This is a genomic window from Stutzerimonas kunmingensis (assembly GCF_900114065.1).
GTDB classification, from domain to species: Bacteria; Pseudomonadota; Gammaproteobacteria; order Pseudomonadales; family Pseudomonadaceae; genus Stutzerimonas; species Stutzerimonas kunmingensis.
In genome coordinates this window covers 266124-290549 of record NZ_FORS01000004.1, presented here as the reverse complement: position 1 = coordinate 290549, position 24426 = coordinate 266124, and the positions used below count along the sequence as shown (strand labels likewise).

31 protein-coding genes are annotated in these 24426 nt (G+C 62.7%); 12 read left to right on the top strand and 19 right to left on the bottom strand.

Features of this window, described 5'->3' with window-relative positions; genetic code table 11:
* Positions 1-3 precede the first annotated feature (3 nt).
* A complete protein-coding gene (locus BM275_RS12470) occupies positions 4-528 on the bottom strand; it encodes an ankyrin repeat domain-containing protein (protein ID WP_014821077.1) in 525 nt (174 codons plus the stop codon).
* Between the two features lie 236 nt (positions 529-764).
* Between BM275_RS12470 and BM275_RS12465 the strand changes: the two genes are divergently transcribed.
* Entirely contained in the window at positions 765-992 is a 228-nt protein-coding gene (locus BM275_RS12465; RefSeq protein ID WP_003280237.1) for a DUF3820 family protein, read from the top strand.
* 21 nt (positions 993-1013) lie between these two features.
* On the opposite strand, the gene BM275_RS12460 is transcribed toward BM275_RS12465, so the two are convergent.
* Complete coding sequence (locus BM275_RS12460; protein ID WP_014821075.1) at positions 1014-1547, bottom strand: hypothetical protein; 534 nt, start codon at positions 1545-1547, stop codon at positions 1014-1016.
* A 256-nt stretch (positions 1548-1803) separates the two neighbouring features.
* Here BM275_RS12460 and BM275_RS12455 point away from each other — a divergent pair, with 256 nt between their 5' ends.
* The 3 genes from BM275_RS12455 (at position 1804) to BM275_RS12445 (ending at position 4744) form a co-directional block, all read left to right on the top strand.
* Positions 1804-2454, top strand: coding sequence for a c-type cytochrome (locus tag BM275_RS12455; RefSeq protein WP_090521398.1), 651 nt, complete (start codon positions 1804-1806; stop codon positions 2452-2454).
* On the top strand, positions 2451-3371 hold the full coding sequence (locus BM275_RS12450; protein ID WP_090521396.1) for a c-type cytochrome: 921 nt from the start codon (positions 2451-2453) through the stop codon (positions 3369-3371). The genes BM275_RS12455 and BM275_RS12450 overlap by 4 nt, the downstream gene beginning before the upstream one ends.
* 251 nt (positions 3372-3622) lie before the next feature.
* A complete protein-coding gene (locus BM275_RS12445) occupies positions 3623-4744 on the top strand; it encodes a beta-ketoacyl-ACP synthase III (RefSeq protein ID WP_014821072.1) in 1122 nt (373 codons plus the stop codon).
* Between the two features lie 15 nt (positions 4745-4759).
* Here the strand turns inward: BM275_RS12445 and BM275_RS12440 are convergent, their stop codons facing one another.
* The 5 genes from BM275_RS12440 to BM275_RS12420 form a co-directional block, all read right to left on the bottom strand.
* A complete protein-coding gene (locus BM275_RS12440) occupies positions 4760-5167 on the bottom strand; it encodes a SufE family protein (RefSeq protein ID WP_041014636.1) in 408 nt (135 codons plus the stop codon).
* A complete protein-coding gene (locus BM275_RS12435) occupies positions 5164-6369 on the bottom strand; it encodes an aminotransferase class V-fold PLP-dependent enzyme (RefSeq protein ID WP_090521394.1) in 1206 nt (401 codons plus the stop codon). The genes BM275_RS12440 and BM275_RS12435 overlap by 4 nt, the downstream gene beginning before the upstream one ends.
* Positions 6370-6443: 74 nt before the next feature.
* Positions 6444-7478: a 2,3,4,5-tetrahydropyridine-2,6-dicarboxylate N-succinyltransferase gene (dapD, locus tag BM275_RS12430; RefSeq protein ID WP_014821069.1), complete on the bottom strand. Its 1035-nt coding sequence runs from the start codon at positions 7476-7478 to the stop codon at positions 6444-6446.
* 42 nt (positions 7479-7520) lie between these two features.
* On the bottom strand, positions 7521-7892 hold the full coding sequence (locus tag BM275_RS12425; RefSeq protein ID WP_042926457.1) for an ArsC family reductase: 372 nt from the start codon (positions 7890-7892) through the stop codon (positions 7521-7523).
* A 128-nt stretch (positions 7893-8020) separates the two neighbouring features.
* Positions 8021-8350: a thioredoxin family protein gene (locus tag BM275_RS12420; protein ID WP_014821067.1), complete on the bottom strand. Its 330-nt coding sequence runs from the start codon at positions 8348-8350 to the stop codon at positions 8021-8023.
* 127 nt (positions 8351-8477) lie between these two features.
* Here BM275_RS12420 and BM275_RS12415 point away from each other — a divergent pair, with 127 nt between their 5' ends.
* Together BM275_RS12415 and BM275_RS22265 are read left to right on the top strand one after the other, a co-directional pair.
* The gene (locus tag BM275_RS12415) at positions 8478-8723 is read left to right on the top strand and encodes a hypothetical protein (protein ID WP_014821066.1); all 246 of its coding nucleotides are present in this window, start codon (positions 8478-8480) and stop codon (positions 8721-8723) included.
* Positions 8724-8737: 14 nt separating this feature from the next.
* Entirely contained in the window at positions 8738-8899 is a 162-nt protein-coding gene (locus BM275_RS22265; RefSeq protein ID WP_023446281.1) for a hypothetical protein, read from the top strand.
* 39 nt (positions 8900-8938) lie between these two features.
* On the opposite strand, the gene dapC is transcribed toward BM275_RS22265, so the two are convergent.
* From dapC to purM, 5 genes are read right to left on the bottom strand one after another with little or no spacing between them, the layout of a single operon-like run.
* Positions 8939-10135: a succinyldiaminopimelate transaminase gene (gene dapC, locus BM275_RS12410; protein WP_090521392.1), complete on the bottom strand. Its 1197-nt coding sequence runs from the start codon at positions 10133-10135 to the stop codon at positions 8939-8941.
* A 50-nt stretch (positions 10136-10185) separates the two neighbouring features.
* Positions 10186-10851, bottom strand: a complete 666-nt coding sequence (locus tag BM275_RS12405; protein WP_090521390.1) for a COG3650 family protein — start codon at positions 10849-10851, stop codon at positions 10186-10188.
* Positions 10852-10905: 54 nt separating this feature from the next.
* Complete coding sequence (locus BM275_RS12400; protein ID WP_090521387.1) at positions 10906-11616, bottom strand: DUF3108 domain-containing protein; 711 nt, start codon at positions 11614-11616, stop codon at positions 10906-10908.
* A gap of 8 nt (positions 11617-11624) precedes the next feature.
* The gene (gene purN / locus BM275_RS12395) at positions 11625-12272 is read right to left on the bottom strand and encodes a phosphoribosylglycinamide formyltransferase (protein WP_090521384.1); all 648 of its coding nucleotides are present in this window, start codon (positions 12270-12272) and stop codon (positions 11625-11627) included.
* Positions 12272-13330 (bottom strand): phosphoribosylformylglycinamidine cyclo-ligase, encoded by a 1059-nt coding sequence (purM, locus tag BM275_RS12390; protein WP_023446276.1) that lies wholly within the window; start codon positions 13328-13330, stop codon positions 12272-12274. The genes purN and purM overlap by 1 nt, the downstream gene beginning before the upstream one ends.
* 377 nt (positions 13331-13707) lie before the next feature.
* Here purM and BM275_RS12385 point away from each other — a divergent pair, with 377 nt between their 5' ends.
* The 3 genes from BM275_RS12385 to hda are packed head-to-tail and all read left to right on the top strand — an operon-like array spanning position 13708 to position 16620.
* Positions 13708-14766: a DUF2066 domain-containing protein gene (locus BM275_RS12385; RefSeq protein ID WP_090521380.1), complete on the top strand. Its 1059-nt coding sequence runs from the start codon at positions 13708-13710 to the stop codon at positions 14764-14766.
* 52 nt (positions 14767-14818) lie between these two features.
* Positions 14819-15919 carry an AI-2E family transporter gene (locus BM275_RS12380; protein WP_090521376.1) on the top strand — a complete coding sequence of 367 codons (1101 nt, stop codon included), beginning with the start codon at positions 14819-14821 and terminating at the stop codon, positions 15917-15919.
* Positions 15916-16620 (top strand): DnaA regulatory inactivator Hda, encoded by a 705-nt coding sequence (hda, locus tag BM275_RS12375; protein ID WP_023446273.1) that lies wholly within the window; start codon positions 15916-15918, stop codon positions 16618-16620. The genes BM275_RS12380 and hda overlap by 4 nt, the downstream gene beginning before the upstream one ends.
* A gap of 213 nt (positions 16621-16833) precedes the next feature.
* Here the strand turns inward: hda and BM275_RS12370 are convergent, their stop codons facing one another.
* From BM275_RS12370 to arsC, 3 genes are read right to left on the bottom strand one after another with little or no spacing between them, the layout of a single operon-like run.
* Positions 16834-17244, bottom strand: coding sequence for a DUF2069 domain-containing protein (locus BM275_RS12370; protein ID WP_014821056.1), 411 nt, complete (start codon positions 17242-17244; stop codon positions 16834-16836).
* Positions 17237-17842, bottom strand: a complete 606-nt coding sequence (wrbA, locus tag BM275_RS12365; RefSeq protein WP_090521372.1) for an NAD(P)H:quinone oxidoreductase — start codon at positions 17840-17842, stop codon at positions 17237-17239. The genes BM275_RS12370 and wrbA overlap by 8 nt, the downstream gene beginning before the upstream one ends.
* Entirely contained in the window at positions 17839-18192 is a 354-nt protein-coding gene (gene arsC, locus BM275_RS12360; protein WP_014821054.1) for an arsenate reductase (glutaredoxin), read from the bottom strand. Before arsC ends, wrbA begins: the two co-directional genes overlap by 4 nt.
* Positions 18193-18358: 166 nt before the next feature.
* Here arsC and BM275_RS12355 point away from each other — a divergent pair, with 166 nt between their 5' ends.
* Positions 18359-19591, top strand: coding sequence for a virulence factor BrkB family protein (locus BM275_RS12355; protein WP_014821053.1), 1233 nt, complete (start codon positions 18359-18361; stop codon positions 19589-19591).
* A 138-nt stretch (positions 19592-19729) separates the two neighbouring features.
* On the top strand, positions 19730-19927 hold the full coding sequence (locus BM275_RS12350; protein WP_014821052.1) for a hypothetical protein: 198 nt from the start codon (positions 19730-19732) through the stop codon (positions 19925-19927).
* A 1-nt stretch (position 19928) separates the two neighbouring features.
* Here the strand turns inward: BM275_RS12350 and BM275_RS12345 are convergent, their stop codons facing one another.
* Positions 19929-20321 carry a hypothetical protein gene (locus tag BM275_RS12345; RefSeq protein WP_045666692.1) on the bottom strand — a complete coding sequence of 131 codons (393 nt, stop codon included), beginning with the start codon at positions 20319-20321 and terminating at the stop codon, positions 19929-19931.
* 226 nt (positions 20322-20547) lie between these two features.
* Here BM275_RS12345 and BM275_RS12340 point away from each other — a divergent pair, with 226 nt between their 5' ends.
* Positions 20548-21006, top strand: a complete 459-nt coding sequence (locus BM275_RS12340; RefSeq protein ID WP_090521368.1) for a TlpA family protein disulfide reductase — start codon at positions 20548-20550, stop codon at positions 21004-21006.
* Positions 21007-21029: 23 nt separating this feature from the next.
* Here the strand turns inward: BM275_RS12340 and BM275_RS12335 are convergent, their stop codons facing one another.
* From BM275_RS12335 to BM275_RS12325, 3 genes are read right to left on the bottom strand one after another with little or no spacing between them, the layout of a single operon-like run.
* On the bottom strand, positions 21030-21602 hold the full coding sequence (locus BM275_RS12335; RefSeq protein WP_090521366.1) for a lytic transglycosylase domain-containing protein: 573 nt from the start codon (positions 21600-21602) through the stop codon (positions 21030-21032).
* Between the two features lie 5 nt (positions 21603-21607).
* Positions 21608-22540, bottom strand: coding sequence for a hypothetical protein (locus BM275_RS12330; protein ID WP_090521363.1), 933 nt, complete (start codon positions 22538-22540; stop codon positions 21608-21610).
* A gap of 9 nt (positions 22541-22549) precedes the next feature.
* Positions 22550-24265 (bottom strand): proline--tRNA ligase, encoded by a 1716-nt coding sequence (locus tag BM275_RS12325; RefSeq protein ID WP_090521360.1) that lies wholly within the window; start codon positions 24263-24265, stop codon positions 22550-22552.
* Positions 24266-24426 lie beyond the last annotated feature (161 nt).

Below are 24426 nucleotides of genomic sequence, written 5' to 3'. Positions count from 1 at the left end.
GCGTCAGCCGGAGAGCAGGCGTTGCAACAACGCCTGGGCGTCCTGAGCACCCATCATGGCTGCGGCGACCAGTGCTGTGGCGCCATTGGCGTCGACGGCTTGCGGGTTGGCGCCCCGGGCGATCAGGTGTTCGATGATTTCGGTACGGTTGAACATGGCTGCCATCATAAGAGCGGTTTTGCCGTCCTCGCAGGGGCTCTCGACATCGGCGCCGTGCGCCAGCAGCAACTCGATCATGTTCAGGTCGCCCTTGAAGGCTGCGCCCGCCAGCGGCGTATGACCGCGAATATTGCGCAGCTGCGGATCGGCGCCATGCTCGAGCAGCACACGACTGGCTTCGAGGTGGCCGTGGTAGCTGGCGAGCATCAGTAGGCTGTCACCGGCGTGATTGCGAAGATCGGCTGGCATACCCTGCCTGAGCAGTTCACCAAGGCGCGAGCTGTCGCCGTTGCGAGCGCTGTCGAACACCTGCTCGGCGAAGGCGAGGGTGGCGTCATCCAGTTCTGGCAGTTGTCTGGGCGTTTGCATCGCGGTTCTCCATGGCTGTCAGCAGTTCGCCTGCCGTGTCGAAAGCCATTGTCGTGATCGGGCTGGCGATGCGCCAACCAAGGCTTTCTATCCTGCGGATAGGCGCTCTGTATGTGCGCCCAGTCCCAAGCGATGCCCAGCCCGAAGGAATATCGGCCATCGAATCAGGCTCGCGTGCCAGAAGCGGGTGCGATTGTGGCAGTATTCGACGGCCCGACACTCCGATGCCCGAAGCGATGAAGCCTGAAGATCTCGAACGCCTGGTGACCCAGACGATGCCCTACGGTAAGTACAAGGGCCGGTTGATAGCCGACCTGCCGGGTAATTACCTCAACTGGTTCGCCCGCGTCGGCTTCCCGCCTGGCAGCCTCGGCCAGCTGCTGGAGCTGATGCACGAGATCGACCACAACGGGCTTTCAGCCCTGTTGGAACCCTTGCGCCGCCGCAACGCCTCGCGCGGCTGATCGCCGGCGAAGTGCCTACCGTCACGGTTGCTCGGTTTGCTCGCGCAACACCTCCAGGGCCGGCGCGGCATAGATGCCTACTTCCACCGCCAGCTCCATCAGTCGTGGCACATCGCAGGTGTAGACCAGCACCGCCTGCAGCTCATCGTCCAGCGGCTCGCTGAAGTCCACCAGCACGTAGCCACCTTTCTCCGGATACAGGCTGCTCAGCTGCACCTGAATGCGGTTCAGCGCTGTCAGCGGCTCGGTCTTGGCGAGCTGCTTGGGCTTGAGGACGAAGGTCACGCTGTCGCCGAAGGACGCGACAATCTGCGTAAACAGCTCCTGATAGTCGTCCGCCTGAAACAAGACCGTCTCCGGCAGGCTGCCGACCACCACCCATTCGCCGAGAGGAATGGGAAAGCTGTCGTCGTAATTGATGTCCGGGTTGGCCTGTAGAAATGCCTGCGGATCGGCGTACGCCTCCGCGGCTTCTGCCGCGACGCGGCCAATTTCGTCGTCGGTCATGCAGCCGGAGCTGATAAGGCTGATCAGTGCGGCAAGTTGGTCTTTCATGGGTGTTCCTGCGCGAGTGAGCACGCAAGGATAACCAAGGTCGTTGTCTCGTGTGCACCGCTGGTTGCGCAGCGGGCCTCTGTGTCTGGTATATGCAAAGCAGTTCTAAGCTTATTCTGTTTCTGGAGGGCCGCCGTGGCGATGTGGTAGCGTCGCTTCTGCGACAAGCTGCCGCACACCATCGATAGACCCGAGCGTCGGCGAAGACCACGCCGGTGGCGGCAAGCATAACTACAACCGCTGATGAGGCCCTTTCATGAAACTCACTCACTGGCCCCTGGCCGGTGTGGCTGCGTTGTTACTGACGATGCAGGCACAGGCTGCCGATGGGCAAAAGATCTACGCGCAGGGCGGCGCCAACCCTGCGGCGATGGCGTGTGGCACGTGCCACGGTGCCGATGCGATGGGGATGGCGGCGGCCGGCTTTCCACGCCTCGCCGGGATATCCGCCGGATATACGCGCAAGCAGCTCGAGGACTTCCGCTCCGGTGCCAGAAGCAATCCGGTCATGCAGCCGATTGCTGCGGCCTTGAGCGACGAAGAGATGGATGCCGTGGCGGCCATGCTCGAAGCCAGGCCTGCGCCGGTTTTCGCCAGCATCGGTCGGGCGGAAAAGGCGGAAGGTGTGGGGCCGCGCCTTGCCCTTCGTGGTGCCTGGGAACGCAACATTCCCGAGTGCGTAGCCTGCCATGGTCCCGCTGGCATTGGGGTCGGTGAGAGCTTCCCGCCGCTGGCTGGGCAGTCGACGCAATACCTCAGCGCGCAGCTCAATGCCTGGCGTCAGGGTACGCGCAAGAACGATCCGAACGATCTGATGGGTCATATCGCCCGCGCGATGACCGACGACGAAGTGCAGGCCGTCGCCGAGTACTTCGCCAAGCTTGAGCAGAAGGAGGTCAGCCAATGAGAACCTACTGGTTGACGCTGCTGGCCATGGCGGTCAGCGGTGCGCCGCTGGCGGCCGAGATCAAGATGGACGATCAGTCCCAGCTGACACAGAAAGCCGCCAAGGGCGCAGGTGAGAACTTCTTCCAGCCACCGCAGGAAAAGGACCTGCCGGCCAACGCCTATGGCGAACTGGTGCAGCAGGGCCGGGCGATCTTCGTCGACACGCAGAAGTACGCCGCCGAGTATGTCGGCAACGGCATGAACTGCACCAACTGCCACATCGATCAGGGGCGCAAGGCCAACTCCGCGCCGCTGTGGGGTGCGTATCCGATGTATCCGGCTTACCGGAAGAAGAACAACAAGGTCAACAGCTACGCCGAGCGCGTACAGGGCTGCTTCCAGTTCAGCATGAACGGCAAGCCGCCTGCAGCTGATAGCCATGTGATCAATGCGTTGACGGCCTATTCCTACTGGCTTTCCACTGGTGCTCCGACAGGCCAGGAGCTGCCGGGGCGGGCCTATCCCGAAGTCCCACAGCCCAAAGGTGGTTTCGATATCGCCAAGGGCAAGCAGATCTATGCCGAGCAGTGCGCGGTCTGTCACGGCGACAACGGCCAGGGCCAGCAGGCGGGTGGCGCGTATGTGTTCCCACCGTTATGGGGCAAGGACTCGTTCAACTGGGGTGCAGGCATGCACCGGATCAACACCGCCGCGGCCTTCATCAAGGAGAGCATGCCGCTGGGCAAGGGTGGTTCGCTCAGCGACGAGGACGCCTGGCACGTGGCCGCATACATGAACAGCCATGAGCGGCCGCAGGACCCGCGTCTGGTCGAAGGCTCGGTAGAAAAGACGCGGCTTCGCTACCACGCCAACGACGGAGTGAATCTCTATGGACAGGAGGTGGATGGCGTCGTACTTGGACAGGGCATCAAATAGAGACTTAAGTACATCATTGCGGACAGAAGAGGGCGCCATTCGGCGCTCTCTTCATTTTCGGACTGAGCGGTCACATTCAGATGTGCCAAAAGGCTTAATTACCTGTCCGTTATAAGCGCAATGTTACGGATTCTTTCAGATTTTCATGCACAATAGCCGCCATAAGAGGCGCTGGAATGATCGTGACTGGCCGAGTCCTGTTGCTGCCGTCCCAACGTCAGAAACGATCAAGCCATTCGAGAGGAACGACCGTGTATAACGTCGTCATCAGCGGTACCGGCCTTTATACCCCTGCCAACAGCATTTCCAACGATGAACTAGTGGAGTCCTTCAACACCTACGTTCATCGCTTCAACAGCGAGAATGCCGCTGCCATCGAGGCCGGCGAGATCCAGCCGCTGCCCGAGTCCAGCTCCGCCTTCATCGAAAAGGCTTCCGGCATCAAGAGCCGCTACGTTACCGACAAGGCCGGCATCCTCGATCCCGAGCGCATGGTTCCGCGCATTCCCGAGCGCAGCAATGACGAGTGGTCGATTCTCTGCGAGATGTCGGTCAAGGCAGCCGAAGAAGCGCTGGCCCGCGCCGGCAAGACCGCTGCGGACATCGACGGCGTGATCGTCGCCTGCTCCAACCTGCAGCGCGCCTATCCGGCAGTCGCCATCGAAGTGCAGGCGGCACTGGGGATCAAGGGTTTCGGCTTCGACATGAACGTGGCGTGCTCGTCGGCCACGTTCGGCATCCAGAACGCGGTCAACAGTATCAAGTTGGGCCAGGCGCGCGCGATCCTGATGGTCAACCCCGAGATCTGTACCGGGCATATGAACTTCCGCGACCGCGACAGCCATTTCATCTTCGGCGACGCCTGCACCGCGGTAATCATCGAGCGCGAAGATCTGGCGACCTCGGCGCAGCAGTGGGACGTCATCAGCACCAAGCTGGTGACCGAGTTTTCCAACAACATCCGCAACAACTTCGGTTTTCTCAACCGTGCTGCCGAAGAGCACATGAACGATCCGGACAAGCTGTTCATCCAGGAAGGTCGCAAGGTGTTCAAGGAAGTCTGTCCGATGGTGGCGGAGCTGATCGGTGAGCACCTGGCGGAGAACGACATCGCTGTGGAATCGGTGAAGCGTTTCTGGCTGCACCAGGCCAACCTGAACATGAACCACCTGATCGTGCGCCGCCTGCTGGGCCGCGACGCCACCGAGGAAGAGGCGCCGGTGATCCTCGATACCTACGCCAATACCAGTTCGGCCGGCTCGGTGATCGCCTTCCACAAGCACCAGGACGACCTGCCCAGCGGCAGCCTCGGTGTGCTCAGCTCGTTCGGTGCGGGCTACTCGATCGGCAGCGTGATCCTGCGCAAGCGCTGATTCGCCCTGGCCGGCTCAGCCGGTCAGCTCACACATTCGCTGCAGCACGGCATTCATGCCATTGCTGCGCGAAGGCGACAATTGCCGCGAAAGGCCAAGACGGGCGAACCAGTCGGCCATGTCCACTTCGGCCAGATCGGCAGCTTCCAGGCCGTTGACTCTTGCCAGCAGTACCGCCAACAGGCCGCGGATGAGCCGGGCATCACTGGCGGCGCGAAAATGCCAGCAGCCGTCCTGTCGTTCGCCGACCAGCCACACGCGGCTTTCGCAGCCCGATACCTGATTCGTTTCGCTGCGTTCATCTTCATCCAACGGTGCCAGCCGCTCACCCCACTGCATCAGCAAACGTGCGCGCTGCTCCCAGCCGGGCGCCTGGCTGAATGCCTCCAGCGCTTCGCCAGCGGCTTGCGGCAAGTCGCTCATCGCAGTAACTCCAGGGCCTGATCGAGGGCGCTAAAGAAGCGCTCGAGGTCGGCACTGTCGTTGTACAGCCCGAGCGAGATGCGTGTCGCGCCATCCAGACCAAGGTGTTTCATCAGCGGCATGGCGCAGTGATTGCCGCTGCGCACCGCGATGCCCTGTTCGGTGAGCAGATGCCCCAGGTCGGAATGATGCACGCCTTCGACAACGAAGCTGGCCAGCGCAACCTGCGGCGAGCCGAGCAGGCGAACGCCGTTGCGTGCGGCAAGCCCGGCGAGCAGCTGGTCGTGCAATGCCCGCTCGTGACGCTCGACCGCCGCAACGTCGAGTCCAGCCAGATAGTCCAGCGTGGCGCCGAGACCGATGACGCCGGAGATCGGCGGCGTGCCGGCCTCGAAGCCCAGGGGCGCGGCATGGAACTCGGCGTGTTGATAATCGGCGATGCGCACCATCTCGCCGCCGAACTGCCAGTGGCGCAGCTCCAGCAGCGATTCGCCGCGGCCGTACAGTACGCCGACGCCATCCGGCCCGTAGAGCTTATGGCTGGAGAGCACGTAGAAATCGCAACCCAGCGTGGTCATGTCGTGACGGCCGTGCACTACGCCCTGCGCGCCGTCGACGATGGTCAGCGCACCTTGGGTCTTGGCCAGGTGCAGCAGGTCGTCCAGCGGTTGCCAGCCGCCCAGCACGTTGGACAGCTGACTCACCGCCAGCAGTCGGGTACGCGGCCCGACCAGCGCGGCAGCTGCGGCCAGGTCGATGCGCCCGGCGGTATCGATCGGTAGCACCTGCAGTCTGGCGTTGCGCCGTTTGGCCAGCTGTTGCCAGGGCAGCAGGTTGGCGTGATGTTCGAGGGCGCTGATGACGATCTCGTCACCGGCTCCGATCAGATGTTCCAGTCCGTAGGCGAGCAGATTCAGCGCTTCCGTCGCGCCGCGGGTGAAGACGATTTCAGTGGGCGAAGCGGCGTTCAGCCATCTCGCCACCTTGATGCGAGAGTCTTCGTAAGCGCGAGTCGCGCGTTCGGCGGGCTGGTGCTGGGCGCGGTGCACATTGGCGGCGCCGCAGGTGTAGTAGCCGCTGAGAGCATCGATCAGCGTCTGCGGCTTCTGTGCCGTGGCGGCGCTGTCGAGATAGGTCTGGCCTTGCGCTTCGAGTATCGCCAGAGCAGGGAAGTCGGCGCGCCAGGGAGAAAACAGGGCCATAAGCGGCAAACCTCCAGCTGCAGGGGATGCGGCAAGGCAGGCGCTCATGGCTCGCAGCTTGCCGCTGCTCCTGCTCAGTTATGCGCGTGCAGCGCCTCGTTCAGCTCGATGGCCGACTTGTGGGTCTTGCACTCGACCGCTCCGGTCTGCGAGTTGCGACGGAACAGCAGGTCGCTCTGGCCGGCCAGCTCGCGCGCCTTGACCACTTTGACCAGTTGATCGCCGTCGTCGAGCAGGCTGACCTTGGTACCAGCCGTGATGTACAGGCCCGACTCCACGGTGTTGCGGTCGCCCAGCGGGATGCCGATGCCGGCATTCGCGCCGATCAGGCAGCCTTCGCCGACGGAGATGACGATGTTGCCGCCACCGGACAGGGTGCCCATGGTCGAGCAGCCGCCGCCGAGGTCCGAACCCTTGCCGACGAACACGCCAGCGGAGACGCGGCCTTCGATCATGCCCGGGCCGGCGGTACCGGCGTTGAAGTTGATGAAGCCCTCGTGCATCACGGTTGTGCCTTCACCCACATAGGCACCGAGGCGAATGCGCGCGCTGTCGGCGATACGCACGCCGGCAGGGACCACGTAATCGGTCATCTTCGGGAACTTGTCCACCGAGAAGACTTCCAGCAGATCGCCCTTCAGGCGTGCTTCCAGCTGGCGCTCGGCCAGTTCGCTCAGGTCCACCGCGCCCTGGTTGGTCCAGGCGACGTTGGGCAGCAGCGGGAAGATGCCGGTCAGGTTCAGACCATGCGGCTTGGCCAGCCGGTGTGAAAGCAGGTGCAGCTTGAGGTAGGCCTCGGGGGTCGAGGTAAGCGGCGCGTCTTCGGCGAGCAGAGTGGCGACCAGCGGGCGCTGGCTTTCGGCCAGGCGGGTCAGCAGCGCGTACTGGGTAGCGTCGAGCGGCTTCAGGGCATCGGCCAGCTGTGCAGCCTGGGTAGTGGTGATGCTGATTGCCTGATTGCCGCCGGCATAGCCGAGCAGCGGGGCGACGGCAGCTACCAGCTCGCCGGCAGGTTGCAGCAGCGGCTGTGCGTAGAAGACTTCCAGCCAGTCGCCTTGACGGTTCTGGGTGCCAACGCCAAAGGCGAGGCTGAATAGGGTTGCGGACATAGAATTTCCTTTTTGTCGGCCGCGCCGTCTGTTGGGCGGCTATCAGTTCGGCGCTGCCACTTCGGCAGCGTAAAGATCGGGCTTGAAGCCAATCAGGGTCTTACCGCCCAAGTCGAGTACAGGGCGTTTGATCATCGACGGTTGGGCCAACATCAGCTCGATGGCCCGGGCCTGGTCAAGATCGGCCTTTGCAGCGTCGTCCAGCTTGCGGAAGGTGGTGCCTGCACGGTTGAGAACGGTCTGCCAGCCGTGTTCATTGCACCAGGCTTCCAGGTGGGTGCGGTCTATGCCGACGCTCTTGTAGTCGTGGAAGTCGTAGTCCAGTCCGTGTTCGTCGAGCCAGGTACGGGCCTTTTTCATCGTGTCGCAGGCTTTGATTCCGTATAGGCACAACCGCTGATCTGATTCGGACATAAACGACTCTCCAAGGCTCCTGCAAAACTGGACGGCGAATTATGCCACGCCTCGCCGGGCTATGGAGGCGAGCATGCCTTCTCGCCTCGAAGAGCGCTGCGCGGCAGGTGGCTCGCGAACTGTCTCTCTCATCCCTTTCCCGTCTCGCCTAGCGCCTGCTCGATCGCCTGCTCGTTCAGCGGGCGCACGACGCGCGCGAGCTCCTGGCCATTCTTCAGCAGGATCAGGGTCGGCCAGAGCTTGACCCGAAACGAGCGTCCCAGCGGGCGGCCCGGGCCGTCCTCGATCTTCAGATGACAAATGCCGCTGCGCTCAGCCAGGGCCTTTGCCAGTAGTGGCTGAGCTGCTCGGCAGTGGCCGCACCAGGCAGTGCCGAACTCCAGCAGCAGCGCCCCCTGCATGGCGTCGACCTCTGTACGGCTGGGCTCGTTTTGTACGTAGTGTTCAGTCATGTTCATGGCAGGTTCTCCGTGTGCCTTCCAACGTTCGAACTTGCCGCCGGGCCGTCGTTCGGCGAGGGCTCTCGACCTTTTACACCGATGGTGTTGTCCATTGATGACAATCGCAACGGTGAGGTGACGAGTAATGGCACGCAAGCATTTCGAGAATTTCGAAGCGATTTCTTCGGCGGTGCCTGCCGAGGATGCGTTCGAAGCGGTTATCGCCATCAAACGGCGCGACAGCGACGAGCATGTACACGTATTCAAGATCGCAGATGGCCGTCGCTACGACCTGGCCTCCGAAGCCGACGCGATTGCCGAGGCAGCTTTGACTAAAGTTATAGAGGTCAGCGACGAAGGCGAGCTGATCTGGGAAGAACACGCCATCTGAACAGGACGCAGCATATGAGCGATCACGACGAGCGTACCGAGGAGGCGCTTGATAAGGCCAATCCCACATCCCGCGACGAGCATCAGGGCGCAGACATACCCGAGCACATGAAGCCGGAGAATCTGGAAAAACTGCGCGACTATGGCAAGGATGCGATCCCGCCGGGCGTTGCCTGAACCTCGTCAGGCCGGGCGGCCAAACCGCCCGGCGCGCAATCAGAGCGTTTCGATGAAGTGGCGAATGCGTTGCGCCGCCTCGATGCATTCGGCCAGCGGCGCAACCAGTGCCATACGCACGCGGCCGACGCCGGGTGACATGCCGTCCACTTCGCGCGACAGGTAGGAACCCGGCACCACGGTGACATGCTCGCGGGCGAACAGCTCGCGGGTGAACTGTTGATCGTCCATCGGCGTTTTCGGCCACAGATAAAAGCCACCATCGGGGCGTTGCACGTCCATGACCGGCGCGAGTATTTCCAGCACGGCATCGAACTTCGCCCGATACAGCTCGCGGTTGGCGCGCACGTGAATCTCATCGTTCCAGGCCGCGATGCTCGCCAGCTGGGTCTGCACGGGCATGGCGCAGCCATGATAGGTGCGGTAGAGCAGGAAGGACTTGAGGATCTCGGCATCACCGGCGACGAAGCCCGAACGCAGCCCCGGCAGGTTCGAGCGCTTCGACAGGCTATGGAACACCACGCAGCGCTTGAAATCGGTGCGGCCCAGTGCTGCACAGGCGGTAAGCAGCCCTGCAGGTGGATTAGCCTCGTCGAAGTACAGCTCGCTGTAGCACTCGTCGGCGGCAATGACGAAGTCGTACTGGTCGGCCAGCGCGATCAGCTTTTTCAGCGTCTCCAGCGGCACCAGCGCACCGGTCGGGTTGCCCGGTGAACAAAGGAAGAGAATCTGGCAGCGCTGCCAGACATCCGCCGGCACGGCATCGAAGTCCGGGTTGAAGCCGTTCTGCTCGAGGCAAGGCAGGTAATGAGGCGTGGCGCCGGCGAGCAGGGCTGCGCCTTCGTAGATCTGATAGAACGGATTCGGGCTGACCACCAGACCGTCCGCTGAGCGATCCACCACGGCCTGGGTGAAGGCGAACAGTGCCTCGCGCGTACCGTTGACCGGCAACACGTGCTGCGCCGGGTCCAGTGCATCTGCGGCGAGGCCGAAGCGCCGCTCGCACCAGCGCGCGATGGCTTCGCGCAGCGCCGGGATGCCGAGCGTGGTCGGATAGACCGCCAGCTGATCAAGGTTGTCCGCCAGTGCCTGGGCAACGAAGTCCGGCGAGCGATGCTTCGGCTCGCCAATCGACAGCGCTATGGCACGCTTGTCGGCAGGCGGCTGTGCGCCAGCGAGCAGGCCACGCAGCTTCTCGAAGGGGTATGGGTGCAGCAGATTCAGGGCGTTGTTCATGGATGCAGTTCTTTCAGGATGAGCGCGGCGAACGCCCCGCATTCGTGAGATCAGTCGTCGCGTGCGCCACCGTAGTAGGCGCAACCGCGCAATGTCTGGCCGTCCAGACGGAGCTCCGCACTGAGGTGGCTGACCGTGCCGCTGGCACTGTCGACACAGCGCTGCGGTGCAACCCACAGGTCAAGGCGCTGCTGGTTGGCCTCGCTGGTGAAACTGAGCTGGCCACCGGGAAGCTGCTCTTCCAGATAAGGCAGGGCGATCGGTGATTGCCCCGGCCGAACGAGTAGCATGCCGCGGGTGGTCACGGTCAGCATCCAGCCTGGTTCATGACCGCTGGCGCGCAGGATCAGCTGCTTGAAGTTCTCCTCGTCACAGCCGTGGCCTTCGCGCTGCAGGCGATAGATGCGGGTCAACGCGAGTTGGCCAGTACCGTCCGGTTCGGCCTGACTGAGGGTGCCGCGCAGGTCGGCGAACAGTGCATCCTGATCATCGACTCGCAGCACCTGCGCGTCGTCCTGCAACCCGGTGTCCTGGCTCAGCAGTTTCAACGTCCGTTGCCCCTGGCAGCTCTGCAACTGAAGCTGGCCGTCGACTTGTCGAACTTCACCTTGCAGGCGTTCGGTTGCTGCCTTGGCCGGAGGGCGCTCGGCGAAGAATGACTGGCAACCGGCCAGGGACAGGAGCAGTGCAATCAGCAGGGGGCGTGAAGAGGTCATCGTAAAACTCGAAGCAGGTGGGAGGCGGCGGTCGCGAAGGCCCGCCGCGATGACTCAGTTGCCTTTGACGGTCTTGCCGCCGACACGGCCTTCTTCGAGCATGATCTGGTATTCCTTGCCGTCCGTCTCGACCTGATGCAGGCGGACCAGCAGGTAGTCCCAGTCTTTGGCGAACCAGAGGATGGTTTCACGCTTGCTCTGCGTTGGGTCGCGCACGCGCTCGACCTTGATGGCATCGACCTGGCCGGCTTTGGTGCTGACCTTGTCTTCGCCTAGTACGCGGAAATCGTAGGTTTCGATCTCGTCGCCATCGACCACCTGATAGCTCATGCTCTGCTTGCCGGCCGCGACTTCCTGCTGCAGCGCCAGCTGGTAGGTGGATTTGTCCAGCAAGCCGCGATGCAGCGGCAGCTTGACCGGATCACCCCGGTCACTGCCTTCGACCTGCTTGGTGTCCCAGTCGAAGCGGTGCTCGACACGCTTGCCCTTGCCCAGGCCGCTGCGCTTGAGGCGGTAGGTCTGTGGCAGGAAGGTATCGCCCTCGGTGCGGAACGTGCTGCGCTCGTTGAGGCTGGCGACCAGCATGGAGGCCTCGAAATCCAGCCTCCAGTTGCCATCGTCCAGCTGCTCGAGGCTGCGCTGAGCTGTGCCACTGACCGGAACCTGCTTCCAGTCGGCGGTGTAGCTAGCGGAGAAGGGCTTGAGCTCCAGGGCTTGGACCGGCAGGGTCAGCACGGCGAGAGCGAGCAGCAAAGCGCGACGCATGGTATCTCCTAGATTCTGATCTGATAGCCGGAGGCCGGCAGGTTGACGTCGTCCAGCATCGCGCCTTGTTCGGCGAGGCGCAAGCGCCCTTCGGCGAACCAGCGCATGGCCAGCGGGTAGATCTGGTGCTCGGCCGAATGCACGCGCCGCGTCAGCTGCTCGATGTTTTCACCAGGCTCTACCGCCAGCGCCGCCTGGATAGCGACCGGGCCGCCGTCCAGCTCCTCGGTGACAAAATGCACGCTGCAACCGTGTTCGCTGTCGCCCGCTTCCAGTGCTCTGCGATGGGTATCGAGGCCCTTGTACTTGGGCAGTAGCGAAGGATGGATGTTCAGCAGGCGGCCCTGGTAATGGCGGACGAAGCCTGGCGTGAGAATGCGCATGAACCCGGCGAGGATGACCAGATTCGGCGCATGTTCGTCGATTACTTCCATCAGTGCGGCGTCGAACGACTCACGGCCATCGAAGGCCTTGTGATCGAGCACTGCTGTGGGGATGTCGGCGTCTTGCGCCCGCGTCAGGCCGAATGCATCGGCCCGGTTGGAAATCACGGCGCGGATACGCGCCGGATTGTCTTCGGCCTGGCTGTCGATCAGCGCCTGCAGATTGCTGCCGGACCCTGAAATCAGCACCACCACATTGCAGCTTGCGGTCATCAGTGCTGTTTCAGGTTGTTCAGCTGGACTCGTTCGGCATCTTGCGCCGCGGTGGCGATCGTACCGATCACCCAGGGCGATTCGCCGGATGCGCGCAGATTGGCCAGAGCCGGCTCGACCTGATCCTGGGCGACGCAGATGACCATGCCGACGCCACAGTTGAGCACGCGGTGCATTTCGTGTTCGTCGACGTTGCCTTTTTCCTGCAGGAAGTCGAACACTGCCGGGCGCTGCCAGCTGGCGACGTCGATGATCGCCTGGGCGTTGTCAGGCAGTACCCGTGGGATGTTGTCGAGCAGGCCGCCGCCGGTGATGTGGGCCATGGCCTTGACCGCACCGGTGTCCTTGATTAGCTTGAGCAGCGGCTTGACGTAGATGCGCGTCGGCGCCATCAGCAGGTCGGCCAGCGGCTTGCCGTCCAGCTGGGTGTTCTCGATGTCGGTGGCGGACACTTCGAGGATCTTGCGAATCAGTGAGTAGCCGTTGGAGTGCGGGCCCGAGGAGGGCAGGGCGATCAGCGCGTCGCCCGCGGCGACTTTCGAGCCGTCGATGATCTCGCTCTTCTCCACAACGCCGACGCAGAAGCCGGCCAGGTCGTAGTCTTCACCCTCGTACATGCCGGGCATCTCGGCGGTTTCGCCGCCTACCAGCGAACAGCCGGCCAGTTCGCAGCCGGCACCGATGCCGGTCACCACGGTGGCGGCCACGTCGACGTTGAGCTTGCCGGTGGCGTAGTAGTCGAGGAAGAACAGCGGCTCGGCGCCACAGACCACCAGATCGTTGACGCACATGGCGACCAGATCCTGGCCGATGCTGTCGTGCTTGTTCAGATTCAGTGCCAGGCGCAGCTTGGTGCCGACACCGTCGGTACCGGATACCAGCACCGGCTGCTTGTAGCCTGCCGGGATTTCGCACAGGGCGCCGAAGCCGCCCAGGCCGCCCATTACCTCAGGTCGTGCGGTGCGCTTGGCCACGCCTTTGATGCGTTCGACCAGCGCTTCGCCTGCATCGATATCGACGCCAGCGTCCTTGTAGCTGAGGGAGGGTTGCTTGCTCATAGAATCCGGACCTGTGAAAGGAGTGCGGGTGTCGACCGGCCGGTGCTGCATCCACGCCAGGGCTAACCGTTTCCGGCGACTGGTGTTGTCACCAGAGTGGCCGGTTGACGCCGGGGCTGAATCCACCTGCGTCGCGTTTGCCTGGGTACTGAATGCCGGGCTCGTACAAGCGCCGGAACCGGTCTGCGGAAAGCGCGCGATTTTATCAGGCTTGCCGCGCAGCGGCCATCCCGGCAGCTCCGATGGCGCGGGGGGCGCATTTTGAGTCGGGCATCTGTGAGGTAGGCGGTTGCCGGCTCTGGGCCGGCTGTTTAAGGTGTAGCGTCCTGTTTCCTCTACTTCCTGCCCCGGGGTCCGGCGGCCTGCGAGAATCAATCATGCGCCTTGTCTACCGCTTACTCATTCTGTGCCTTGCGCTGGGGGCGTCATTGCCCGGTCAGGCCGAACAGCTCAAGGGTCTGTATCAGGTGCGTGAGCCTGTTTCCGGCGAGCAGAGCGAGGGGCGCGCAGCTGTGTTGCAGCGGGCTTTCGATACCTTGCTGTTGCGCCTGACCGGCGATGCGCAGGCAAGCAAGCGCGAGGCCGTCGCTGAGCTGCGCAAGGACCCGCAGCAACTGATCAGCAAGTATGGTTACGAGCACGACCATATCGTCGTCGACTTCGATCCAGGCACCACGGAGCGCAGCCTGCGTAGTGCCGGCTTGTCGCTGTGGGGTGCGAACCGACCGACGCTTCTGGTCTGGTGGCTGAACGAGCGGGTCGAGGGCACCCAGTTGCTTGGCGACGATCAGCGCAGCGCTGCGCCAGTGCGCGCCGCCGCGCAGCACCGTGGCCTGCCGTTGCGCCTGCCGCTGGCGGATCTGTCCGAACAGCTGCTGGCAACACCGGACGCATTTGGCGCGAACAGCCGGGAGACGCTGGGCGAGGCGTCCGAGCGCTACGATGCCGACGTACTGCTGGCGGTCCATGCGCGAGAAGCCGATTCCCGCTGGCAGGCGCAGTGGAACGTCTGGCTCGACGACGAGCAGCGCGACGGCAAGGCTGAGGCGGAAACCCTCGAGCGACTGGCGGACGCGGTAATGCTGTCCGTCAGTGAGTACCTGGCGCCACGCTATGTGGTTGCGTCAGGCGCCGCGTCGGACATCACCCTGGAGATCCTGGGGGCCGATGTCGCGAGATTCGCGGAGCTGGATCGCTTGCTCGAACCCTTTGGTGGCAACCTGCTGCGGGTGGAAAGTGATCGCCTGGTCTATCGCGTCAACGCCAGTCCGGAGCAGTTGCGTGCTCAGCTGGCGCTGGCGCGTTTGCAGGAAGTCGCCGAAGACGAGGCGCCACTGGATGCACGGCAGCCGATGGATGAGGGCGGTGTGGTTGGCGAGCCCGACAATGCGCCTGCGTCGCCCGAGAGCGGCACGGTGATGCGTTACCGCTGGTGATGACGCAATTTCTATATCGGCGACTGTCCTGCACGGAAGGCATAGAGTGACCATGAACGATTCGAACCGCTGGCTCTGGCTGGCAGGCGTGCTCTTGTGCGCCTGGCTGGTATATCTGCTGACGCCGATCCTCACCCCTTTTCTCATCGGCATCCTGCTGGCCTATCTCGGAGATCCGCTGGTCGATCGCCTGGAGCGCTGGGGGCTGTCGCGTACCTGGGGGGTGATCGTCGTATTCGCCCTGTTCAGTCTGCTGATGTTGCTGATGTTGCTGATGTTGCTGGTGTTGCTGCCGATGCTCGGCAAGCAGCTGGTGAAGCTCTACCAGCTGGCGCCGCTGGCGCTGGACTGGTTGCAGCATCAGGCGTTGCCCTGGGTGCAGGCGCAGTTCGGGCTGGAAGACAACTTCTGGCGTCTCGATCAACTGAAGGCCGCACTCGCTGCACACCTGGGCAGCACCACTGACGTCCTCGGCATGGTGTTGAGCCGAGCCACCGCGTCGGGGCTGGCCCTGCTGGCATGGATCGGCAACCTGCTGCTCATACCGGTGGTGAGCTTCTATCTGATGCGTGACTGGGATCTGATCATGCTCAAGCTGCGCAGCCTGCTGCCGCGCCGCGGTGAGGGCATGGTGGTGCGTCTGATGAGCGAGTGCCATGAGGTGATCGGCGCATTCCTCCGCGGCCAGTTGCTGGTCATGTTGGCATTGGCAATCATCTATGCGTCCGGCCTCATGCTGGTCGGGCTCGAACTGGGGCTGTTGATAGGCGTCCTCGCCGGCCTCGCCAGCATCGTGCCCTATATGGGCTTCGTCGTCGGCATCGGTGCGGCGGTGGTCGCTGTGCTCTTTCAGTTCGGGCTGGCACCTTATCCCCTGCTGGGCGTGGCGGCGGTATTCACGGTAGGGCAGATGCTCGAGGGGATGCTGCTGACGCCGTTACTGGTCGGCGACCGCATTGGGCTGCATCCGGTGGCGGTGATTTTTGCGGTGCTCGCCGGTGGTCAGCTGTTCGGTTTTACCGGTGTGCTGCTGGCACTGCCGGTGGCGGCGGTGATCATGGTTCTGCTGCGCCACGTGCACGATCTCTATAAACTCTCGGACCTTTACGCCGAGCCCGCCGGTGCACCGGCCGAACCACCCAGCCAGCCATGAAACCCATCCAGCTCCCCCTGGGCGTCCGTCTGCGCGACGACGCCACCTTCGCCAACTTCTACCCTGGCGCCAATGCAGCCGCACTCGGCTATGTCGAGCGGCTGTGTTCACCTGCTGCGGGCTGGTCCGATGAGTTGATCTATCTCTGGGGGCAGGCCGGTGTCGGCCGTAGCCATCTGCTGCAAGCTGCCTGCCTGCGGGTGGAGGAGCGCGGAGAGTTGGCTGTCTATCTGCCGTTGGCGGAAGTGGCCGAATATGGTCCGGCCTTGCTCGACAACCTCGAGCAGAGCGAGCTGGTCTGCCTGGACGATCTCGATGCGGTGGCCGGGGACGCGGTATGGGAGGAGGCGTTGTTCCATCTGTTCAACCGCCTGCGTGACGCCGGCCGACGGTTATTGCTGGCGGCGGACGCCTCGCCGCGCGAGTTGTCGATCGCGCTGCCCGACCTCAAATCTCGTTTGAGTCTGGCGCTGGTTTTCCAGCTGCAACAGCTGTCCGATGAGGACAAGCTACGCGCCCTGCAGCTGCGAGCCTCGCGTCGTGGGCTGAATCTGCCGGATGACGTTGGTCGCTTCATCCTGACCCGTGGCTCACGCAGCATGAACGCGCTGTTCGAGTTGCTCGATCAGCTGGATCAGGCCTCGCTGCAGGCGCAACGCAAACTGACCATTCCTTTCCTCAAGGAAACGCTCGGCTGGTAGCCAGTGGCCTGCTTGGTAAGCTCAGCTGGTCAATTTCGGCGCCCATGGCCCTGATACTGCGTTGCTGTTCCTTACCATAGCCCCGCTATGGTAAGGAACAGCGCCTTGTCTCGCAGCCACGTTCATCCGAACTTGCCTCAACCAACTCACGCACAGGCCACTAGGCGACGTCGGCGAAAACATTGAAGCAGTTTTCGCCGTGATCAGCTGCCCTCACGCCTCGCCCGCGGCCTTGCGTTCGTACTGATAGCTCCAGCGGGTGTAGAGCAGCGCCGCGATGAACAATGTCAGGCTCAGTCCGGCCTCCAGCAGGCCGTAGATCATCCGCGCCGGGTCGATCGCCGCGAGCACGCCCTGAATGAAGTACAGATTGACGATAAAGCAGAGCCAGGCGTGCGCCCTCGGGCTGCCAGCGATCATCCCTGGTGCAACCAGCAATAGTGGAATGAGCTGGATGCTGACGACAACCCAGGTTCTGGCTCCGTGCAGGTCGGCAAAGGCCAGGTTCCAGACGACCAGTAGCACTGCGAGGCCGATGAAGCTGGCAAGGCTTATCGCTCGGCTGGATTTGACCCGCGGGGTCAGCCACTCCAGTGATGGCAGCGGTTTACGCTTCTTAGCCAAGGGACATCTCCAGCCGCTGTGCCGTGTGTGCCAGGCGCTGCCCGAGGGCGCGACAGAGGGCGATTTCGTGTTCGTCGAGCAAACGCTTGCCGTCCACACCGGCATGATGACTAGGGCCGTAAGGCGTACCACCACCGCGGGTTTCCAGCAGCCCGTTCTCGCTGTAAGGCAGGCCGAGCACCAGCATTCCGTGGTGCAGCAGCGGCAGCAGCATCGACAGCAGGGTGCTTTCCTGTCCGCCGTGCAAGCTGGAGGTCGAGGTGAACACGCCGGCTGGCTTGCCGACCAACTCGCCGGTCAGCCACAGGCCGCTGGTGCCGTCGAGGAAGTATTTCAGGGGAGCCGCCATATTGCCGAAGCGAGTGGGGCTACCTAGCGCAAGGCCGGCGCAATTCTTCAGGTCTTCGAGGGTCGCATACAGTGCACCGGCGTCGGGAATGGTGGGCGCGACCGCTTCGCACTCGGCGGACACGGCAGGTACGGTGCGCAGACGCGCTTCCAGCCCGGCCATTTCCACGCCGCGAGCAATTTGTCTGGCCATTTCGGCTGTAGCGCCGTGGCGGCTGTAGTACAGCACCAGAATGTAGGGCGTGCTCACGGCAGGATCTCCAGCACTTTTTCCGGCGGGCGGCCGATGATCGCCTTGTTGCCCGCGACCAGGATCGGGCGTTCGATCAGGCGAGGGTGCTCGATCATGGCGTCGATCAGTTCTGCTTCGCTGAGTTCAGGATTGGCCAAGTCGAGGCTTTTGTACTCTTCTTCGCCTGTACGCAGCAGTTGCCGGGCGGTGAGCCCCAGCTTGTCCAGCAGAGCACAGAGTTGGGCTGCGGTGGGGGGCGTTTCCAGGTAGCGCACGATTTCGGGCGTCAGACCGCGGGCTTCAAGCAGCTCCAGGGCGCCGCGCGATTTGGAGCAGCGAGGGTTGTGATACAGCGTGAGTTCGGTCATTTGTGGTTGCGTCTCGCCGGATGAGGTGGCCATTCTAACCCCCAACGTGGCGCTCGCCGAAATGTGCAGCGCGGGTGATCCGGGCAGACTTTCGGTCTGATCCGGGTCTTTTGACGATGAGCACTGTCGAGCCAACGGCTCCAGGCAGCTGTAACAAGGAGAAGGGATGCATCAGCGCATCGACAATGCCCTCGAGTTCGGTCGCTTCCTGGTTCGGCGCTTTTTGTCCGATCAAGGTCCGCATAGCGCGGCGGCCTTGACCTACACCACCCTGTTCGCCGTGGTGCCGATGATGACCGTCACGTTCGCCATGCTGTCGGCGATTCCCGCTTTCAAAGGTGTTGGCGAGCAGATCCAGTTCTACATATTCAACAATTTCATCCCGTCCACCGGTGCGACTATCCAGGAATATCTGCTCGCGTTCACCAGCCAGGCGCGGCAGCTCACCTGGTTCGGCGTCGGGTTTCTCATGGCTACCGCGTTGATGATGCTGCTGACCATCGAGAAGGCCTTCAATACCATTTGGCGTGTACGACAGCCACGACGGGGGGTGTCCAGTTTTCTGCTGTATTGGGCGATTCTCAGCCTCGGGCCGCTGCTGCTCGGTGCAGGGTTTGCCACCAGTACCTACATCGCCTCGCTTTCGTTGATCTCGGGGCCGTACGCGCTGATTGGCGTCGGCACGCTGATCAAGGTCATGCCATTGCTGCTCAGCGTGGCGGCCTTCACCCTGATCTACGCCGCGGTGCCCAATACCCGTGTCCCGTTACGGCATGCGTTGGTGGGCGGTGTATTCACCGCAGTGTTGTTCGAGGCGGCCAAGCAACTGTTCGGCCTGTACGTCAGCTATTTCCCGAGCTATCAGCTGATCTACGGCGCTTTCGCGGCTGTCCCGCTGTTTCTGTTATGGGTCTATCTGTCCTGGATGATCGTGCTGTTCGGCGCCGAGCTGGTCTGCGGCCTGTCGTCGTCGCAGCAATGGCGCCGTCGGCCGCTGCCACGCCTGCTGGTCATGCTGATGCTGCTGCGCAACCTGCACCAGCGTCAGCAGGAGGGGCGGGAGCTGCGCCTGCGTGATCTGCACAGGGCCGGTCTGCGTCTTCCCGAGGATGAGTGGGACGACATACTCGGCTTCTTCGAACAGGAACAGCTGGTCTGTCGGACGGGTTCCGGGGGCTGGGTGCTTTGTCGAGATCTGAATCACTACAGTCTGGATAAACTATTGCGCTGCAACCCGTGGCCACTGTCAGCACGCGTAACGTTGCCCGAGCAGCTGAACGAACCCTGGTATCCGACTTTGCGCCAGTCACTGGAGCTACTGCAGCAGGAACAGGCAAGCCTGTTCAGTGGCAGCCTGGCCGACTGGTTGCAATCGGGCGGTGACAAAAATCGTCAGTAAGGGAGTGTTTACGTGGAGGCGCTGCGCTCGGTGGCAGGTTGTTCGAGCGATCAGATGCTTACGTACAGGCCATGACGGCGTTTTCGAGGTGATGGCACGCTTCTGGCTATGGCTCGGAGTAGTTGAGGGGAAGACGTAATGGACGGCAAGCGCAGCACCATTCTGTATTTGCACCAGAGGGCGCCAGACGCGGCGCTCGAGGCATTGAACCGCCTTACGGGTCTTCGCTTTAGGCAATGGCCGGAATCGCTGGTCGTCAGGGATGATGCTCCAACCGACGCGCCGCACGCCGCTTTGGCAAGCAAGCAGTTGGAGCCGAAAAAGGTCAGCGGCTGAATCAGGCCTGGACGGCTTTCATTTCGGCAGCTACGGGCTCGACCGGGTGAGCGAACAGCTCTTCGACGGTGATTGCAGCTACCGTGGCGGCAGGACGCAGGTGAATCTGCAACTCCTCGATCTTGAGTCGGACCGGTAGCCGCGCGACGCCGGACAGCAGAATCTTGCCTGCGCCATCGGTGCGTCCGTGATCAATGATCGCTTCTCGCTGCTGCTGTCCATCACGATATTTGGCGACGAGAGACACCATGAGCCCTGCGTGTCCCTGCAGCTGCAACCAGCTGGCGACATTGAATTCAGCTACGCGCCCGTCATAGGTAGTGAGGGCGATGGCGGCTTGCTCGACGATGCGTGAGGGTACGGTGCCGATCAGTTTGTCGTGGAGTTGGGACATGGCTTCGCTACTGGCATACGGTGGTGGGTGCGGAATTATAGGCAGTGCAGGTCCGACAAAACTGTGCACTTGAGCGCCGCCGCGCGTGATCGGACTCGCATAACGGCGAAAAGCGCGACGGTTACTTGGCGCCGCCACGGTCTGCGTCAGGATCGGGGCGTCCCAGGCGTGCCTTGACTGCGACGCAGCGGTATCCTCGGGCCGTATACGTTAAGGAATAAGCACCATGACCAAACCGATCGCCTCGTTGCTGCTCCTGCTGAGCTGCCTGTTCCTGTCTGCCTGCGAAAAGGATTGGGGGATCGACCAGCACGGGCGTGAAGTGACTGCGGCACAGCTGCAGGGGCAGTGGCTGCTGATCAATTACTGGGCTGAATGGTGCGGTCCCTGCCGCACCGAGATTCCGGAGCTGAACGCCTTGGCCGAAACCGAGCAGGGACTGGCAGTGTTGGGTGTGAACTTCGACGAGTTGCGCGGCGAAGAGCTCGCTCAGGCCGCCAAGGCGCTGGGTATCGACTTCCGTGTGCTCAGTGATGATCCCGCCGAGCGTCTGCAATTGCCGCGTAGCGAGGTGCTGCCGGTGACCTATCTGGTTGACGACCAGGGGAAGGTGCGCGAGCGCCTGGTTGGCGAACAGACTGCCGCAGGCATCCTTGTGCATCTGGCGCGGCTGAAGGGCGAGTAGCCCGGGGTGGCCCGCCTGGTGACTCAGGGTTTGACGTACCAGAAATCCTGCCAGAAGCCGATCACCTTGGCCGGATAGCGATTCTGCCCGAGGCTGCCGTTATAGCGCGCGAGCGCCCGGTTGATGTCGCCATTTTCCTTGTTCAGGTAATAGCTGAGGATGGTGCAGCCATAGCGAAGATTGGTGGCGTTGTCGGTGAGGTTGTCTTGCGGTCGACCCAGTTCCGCTTTCCAGAATGGCATCACCTGCATCATGCCCTGCGCGCCAACGCTGGAGATTGCAAATCGGTCGAATAGGCTTTCGGCATGGATCAGCGCCAGCACCAGTTCCGGCTTCAGGCCCGCCTTGCTCGCCTCGCGATGCACCAACCGGAGCAGCAACAGCCGCTCTTCGGCATCGGGGATGTAGCGCTTGAGTCGGCCGGACATGTCGACAAGCCAAACCTCTGCATCGAAGCGATCCTGAAAGCTGTCCGCCTCAGCGACTGTCCTCTGCATGAGGTCGCGGAGTTCGGGTTCGGGCGCTTGACGGATATTGGCTGCTGCCGGCAGGGCGCTCACCAGCAGCAATGCGAGAAGAAGAGCAGGCGTCTTCATCGGCTTCAGTTTCCGTTGCTGCCTTCGATCAGACTTTGCAGAAAGTGCTGTTGCAGCTCGGGGTCGTTGCGCGTCAGCTCTATCAGGCTCTGCTCCAGTTCGCTGGCTTCTTCTTCCAGACCAAGTTCGGACAGGCGCCGGACGCGATGCACCCATTGCGCGACGTCGTCGCCTTCCAGGTCATCGAAGATCAGGTCGTGAGCTTCTTGCAGCTTGCCGCGCAGCTTGTGGCTTACAAGCAGCGTGGCCTCTGCCCGGGTGCCATCCTGTTCATCCTCAACCGACAGCTGCAACTTGCCGATCTGCGTGACGTCCTGATCAGCGAACGGCCCGTCGAGAAGATTCAGGCGCAAGACGCCGTGACGATCGGTGGACAGCTCGTGAGTGTGCGGACCGGCGCTGACAAGCACCGGACGCCCCGCCCAAGGCAGGCTGGTGTACTCGAGCCGCGCATCCCGGCGTTGCTCGTCGAGGCTGGCCAGGTTCTGCTGCGAGCGGCCATTGGACTCGGCGTTCATGAACGGGTTGATGCCGGCGAAGCCGTAGCTGATCCAGTCGCGAGTCGCGCTCTCTGGCATGTTGCCGAGCATCACCACGTTGAGCACGTTTGCGCCTACGCCGGCGACCACTGCGACGACGCCCAGCGGAATCTCGTACAGCTCTCGCCAGGGCTGGTAAGGCGTATAGCGATCGTAACGGCGGGTTACTTCGAAATCGGTGACTTCGAATGTCATCTGCTCTTGCACGCGGATACGCCGCTGCGGCAGTTCGAGCACCTGGGGTTCACCGAGTTCGATGCGCAGGCTGTGGTCGAGCAGTTTGCGCTCGACACGCGCCTCGTGCTCGCTGCGCTGCGGCAAGTGATTGGCGCAGCCGCCAAGGAGCAGCGCCGCGCAAAGCGCGGCGCTGGTTGAAACGACAATACGTCGGTTGAGCATGATTTCCGATCAGCGATGAGCACGCGAGTTGATGAAGGACAGGATGTCAGCAGTCGCGACTGGCTGAGGCTGCGCGTCGCGGCGGTGCTTGTATTCCAGGGTGCCGTCGGCCAGCCCGCGATCGCTGATGACAATGCGGTGCGGGATGCCGATCAGCTCCATGTCGGCGAATTTGACGCCGGGGCTGGTCTTTTTGTCACGGTCATCGAGCAGCACTTCGTAACCTGCTGCCGTCAGTTCGGCGTAGAGTCGGTCGGTAGCCTCACGAACCGCTTCATTTTCGTACTTCATCGGTACCAGGGCGATCTGGAAAGGCGCGAGCGCGTCTGGCCAGAGAATGCCGCGGTCGTCGTAGTTCTGCTCGATCGCCGCGGCAACCACGCGGGATACGCCGATGCCGTAGCAGCCCATGATCAGAGTGGCCGGTTTGCCGTTCTCACCCATCACCCGGCAATTCATAGCCTCGCTGTACTTGGTGCCCAGCTGGAAGATATGGCCGACCTCGATACCGCGTTTGATTACCAGATTCCCCTGTCCGTCCGGGCTCGGATCACCCGCAACCACATTACGCAGATCGGCGATCTGCGGTAGCGGCAGGTCCCGCTCCCAGTTCAGGCCGAAGTAGTGCTTGTCGTCGACGTTGGCGCCGGCACCAAAATCGTTCATCAGCGCGACAGAACGGTCGATCACACAGGGAATCGTCAGGTTCAGTGGGCCCAGCGAGCCGGGACCCGCGCCAATGGCAGTACGGATTTCCGCTTCCGAGGCGAATACCAGCGGGCTGGCAACCTGCTCCAGGTTGGCGGCCTTGATCTCGTTGAGTTCGTGGTCGCCGCGTACGATGAGGGCGATCAGTTGGCCTTCTTCGACGCCATGAACGACCAGCGTTTTTACCGTTTTCTCGATGGCGAGGCCGAACTGCTCTACGAGTTCGATGATCGTCTTGGCATTCGGTGTGTCTACCAGGCGCATTTCTTCGCTTGGTGCCGCACGATCGGTTTCGCGCGGAATGGCTTCGGCCTTCTCGATGTTGGCGGCGTAGTCGGAGGTGTCACTGAACGCGATGTCGTCTTCGCCAGACTCAGCCAGTACGTGGAACTCGTGCGAGCCGGTTCCGCCGATGGAGCCGGTGTCGGCTTGCACTGGACGGAAGTCGAGCCCGAGGCGAGTGAAGACATTGCAGTACGCCTCGTGCATGCGGTCGTAGGTTTCCTGCAGCGATTCCTGGGACAGGTGGAAGGAGTAGGCGTCCTTCATCAGGAACTCGCGGCCGCGCATGAGGCCGAAGCGCGGACGGATTTCGTCGCGGAACTTGGTCTGGATCTGATAGAAGTTGATCGGCAGCTGCTTGTAGCTGTGAAGCTCGTTGCGTGCCAGGTCGGTGATGACCTCTTCGTGGGTCGGGCCGACACAGAATTCGCGATTGTGGCGGTCCTTCAGACGCAGCAGCTCCGGGCCGTACTGCTCCCAGCGGCCGGACTCCTGCCAGAGCTCGGCTGGTTGAATGGCCGGCATCAGCACTTCCAGGGCGCCTGCCTTGTTCATTTCCTCGCGAACGATGGCCTCGGCCTTTCGCAGCGCACGCAGCCCCATCGGCATCCAGGTGTAGAGACCGGACGCCAGCTTGCGAATCATCCCGGCACGCAGCATCAGTTGGTGACTGATGACCACTGCATCGGATGGGGTTTCTTTGAGGGTCGAGAGCAGGAACTGACTGGTGCGCATGTGGCCGTTGTGTCCTTGCAGAAGGGGCTGGAATTTGGCTCGGCATTGTACGGCGCGCGCATTGCGGCGTACAGGACGGGGCGCCGCGTGGGATGTGCGGCGAAACGAAAGAGCCCGGCTTTCGCCGGGCTCCGTTTGCATCGAATGGTCCGAGCGCCTGG